The sequence below is a fragment of the Pseudomonas sp. EGD-AK9 genome (assembly GCF_000465935.2).
Taxonomy (GTDB): Bacteria; Pseudomonadota; Gammaproteobacteria; order Pseudomonadales; family Pseudomonadaceae; genus Aquipseudomonas.
This window is the reverse complement of the sequence record NZ_AVOF01000377.1, coordinates 1-2,927: the sequence shown is the minus strand read 5'-3', so window position 1 is coordinate 2,927 and position 2,927 is coordinate 1. Positions and strand designations below refer to the sequence as shown.

1 protein-coding gene and 1 pseudogene are annotated in these 2,927 nt (G+C 69.0%); one reads left to right on the top strand and one right to left on the bottom strand.

Annotated features, from left to right (window positions below; translation table 11 throughout):
* Window positions 1-1,950: sensor histidine kinase (locus N878_RS16745; RefSeq protein ID WP_021444757.1), on the bottom strand; the 1,950-nt coding region annotated here is incomplete at its 3' end.
* Window positions 1,951-2,171: 221 nt separating this feature from the next.
* Here N878_RS16745 and N878_RS16740 point away from each other — a divergent pair.
* Window positions 2,172-2,927, top strand: a pseudogene (locus N878_RS16740) (bifunctional hydroxymethylpyrimidine kinase/phosphomethylpyrimidine kinase); the annotation flags it as partial.

The window sequence follows — 2,927 nt, the reverse complement described above, 5'->3', positions numbered from 1 at the left end:
CGGCGGCTGCAGCGGCAGGGTCAGCGGCACGTCGAGGCGAAAGCGGCTGCCCTGCCCCGGCTGCGACTCGTGGCCGAGGCTGCCGCCGAGCAAGTCGACCAGTTGCCGGCAGATCGCCAGGCCGATGCCGAGGCCGCCGTACTTGCGGGTCATCGAGCCGTCGAGCTGCTGGAAGCGCCGGTAGAGCAGGCCGTCGTCTGGCTCGAAACCGATGCCGGTGTCGCTCACCAGCACGCTCAGCGGCAGGCAGTCGCCGCCGTTGCCGGCGCGGCCGACCTGCAGGGTCACGCCCCCCTGGCTGGTGAACTTGATGGCGTTGTCCAGCAGATAGCCCAAGGCCTGTGCCAGCTTGGCGGCATCGCCTTCGAGGATATCGGGCAGGCTGTCGTCGAGTTCCAGGTCGAAGCGCAGCCCCTTGTCCTGCGCCCGCGGCGCGTACTGCGCGCGCAGGCCGTCGAACAGGCCGCGCAGGCTGAACGGCTCGCGCCGCGGGTAGAGCTTGCCGGCCTGCAGCTCGGTGAGGGCGAGGATGTCGTTGACCATGCGCATCATGTCGCGCGCCGAGCTGGCGGCGGTGCGCTGGTACTGGGCCAGTTCGACGTCCAGGCTGACCGTCTGCATCAGCTCCAGCGAGCCGATCACCCCATTCATCGGCGTGCGCAGCTCGTGGGTGACGGTGGCGAGGAACTCGTCCTTGAAGCGGTTGCTGTTGGCCAGCTCCTGGTTCAGCGCCTCCAGCTTGCGCCCGGCCTCCTGGAGGATGCGCGCGCGCTCCTCCTTCATCGCGTTGATGCGGTCGGCCAGTGCCAGCGACAGCAGGCCCACTTCCAGCGCCGAGCCGATCTGGCTGGCGTACATGGTGAGAAACACGTTGGGCAGGTAGCCGAGCACCATCAGGGTGTTGATCGCCCCGCCGATCAGGAAAGCGCTCCAGGCGATGATGAAGTAGCGTGCCACGCGCATGCCGCGCAGCCAGGCCAGCACCCCGGCACTGAAGATCGCCACGGTGAACAGCAGCGCCAGGTAGGTGGCCAGGCGCAGCGCGGTGGCGTAGCTGACGCTCAGCGCCAGGATCATCACCGCGGCGCCGCAGGCCATCAGCAGCAGCAGCAGGCGGTCGATCCAGGGGCTGTGTTCGCCGGTGTGCAGGAAGCTGCGGGCGAACTGGCAGCCGAACAGCGCCGCCGAGCCGATCAAAAAGGGCGTGGCGGCGTTGGCCCACCAGGGGTTGTCGGGCCAGAAGTACTCGATGCCGGCGCCGTTGACCGACACCTGGTAGAGGCCGAACGAGGCGATATAGAGGATGTAGTAGAGGTAGCTGGTGTCGCGCACGCTGAGGAAGATGAACAGGTTGTACACCAGCATCACCAGCAGCACGCCGTAGATGATGCCGAGCACGTAGATGCGCCCGGGCTGCTCTTCCAGGTAGGCGTTGGGCGCCCACAGGGTCAGCGGCGCCTGGATCGAGCCCTGGCTCTCCAGGCGTAGGTAGAGGCGCTGCGGCTGGCCCGGCGCCAGGTTGAGCTCGAACAGGTAGTTGTTCTGCTTGATCTGCCGGCTGACGAAGGGCAAGGCGTCGCCGGTGCGCTGCGCCAGGACGAAGCCGCCGTCGGCGTCGGGCAGGTAGAGCTCCAGGTGATCCAGCGGCGGGTAGGCCAGTTCCAGCAGCCAGTTGCGCGCGCCAGTCGCCTGCTGCGGGCGGTACTCCAGGTCCAGGCGCAGCCAGAACACCGAGCGCGAATAGCCGGCGTTGAGCACCGGCTTGTCGTGCCGGCGGAAGCTGTCCTGCAGCGCCGGCGAGGCGATGTCGTCGATGCTGGCATCGCCGCGCACGTCCTCGAACACGTGCATGGCCTGACCCAGCGGCAGGCTGCGGCTGTGTTCGTCGAACACCAGGGCGCTGGCCAGGCCAGGCATCCATATAAAGAGACAGAACAGAAGGTTGCGCATGCGGCCCGGCCAGAACCCGCTACGGCGCACCGGGAGCCGCCCGCTCACCGCTCGCACGCCGCCCTGGGCAGAGTTGTCGATAGCGCGGCACTCTAGCACAGGCACCGCCGCTCGGAAGGCGCAGAAGCCTGATCCAGCCGACAGTTTTTCCATCGCGCGGCACCGCGCCGCAGGCGACCGGGCGGTCTCGCCCGAGCGATTTGGTGGTAAGCTCGGCGGCCATGAACATGACCCATTCCCGCCCCGTAGTGCTCTGCCTGTCCGGCCACGACCCCAGTGGTGGTGCCGGCCTGCAAGCCGATATCGAAGCCCTGCTGGCCCAGGGCTGCCACGCCGCCCCGACGGTAACCGCGCTGACCGTGCAGGACACGGTCGACGTCGCCGACTTCCGCGTGCTCGACCGCGACTGGGTGCTGGCCCAGGCCCGCGCGGTGATCGCCGACCTGCCGGTGGCCGCCGTCAAGCTGGGCATGCTCGGCTCGACGGAGATGGTCGACACCGTGCTCGAGCTGATGAGCCAGCTGCCCGGCGTGCCGCTGGTCTGCGACCCGGTGCTGCGCGCCGGCGGCGGCGGCGCCCTGGGCAAGGACGAAGTCGGCTACGCCATGCGCGAGCGGCTGTTCGCCGTATCGACCATCGCCACGCCGAACCTGCCGGAAGCGCGCATCCTTGCCGAACTGCCGGACGGCACGGCCGATGAATGCGCCGAGAAGCTGCTGCCCCATATCGAATACCTGCTGATCACCGGCGGCCACGGCGACGAGCGCGAGGTACACAACCGCCTGTATTGCCGCGACGGCAGTCGCCACGACTTCACCTGCCCGCGCCTGCCCGGCAGCTACCACGGTTCCGGCTGCACCCTGGCCAGCACCCTGGCCGGCCGCCTGGCGCTGGGCGAGGAGCTGGTCAGCGCGGTGAAGGCGCCCTCGACTACACCTGGCGCACCCTGCGCGACGCCGAACAGCCCGGTCGCGGTC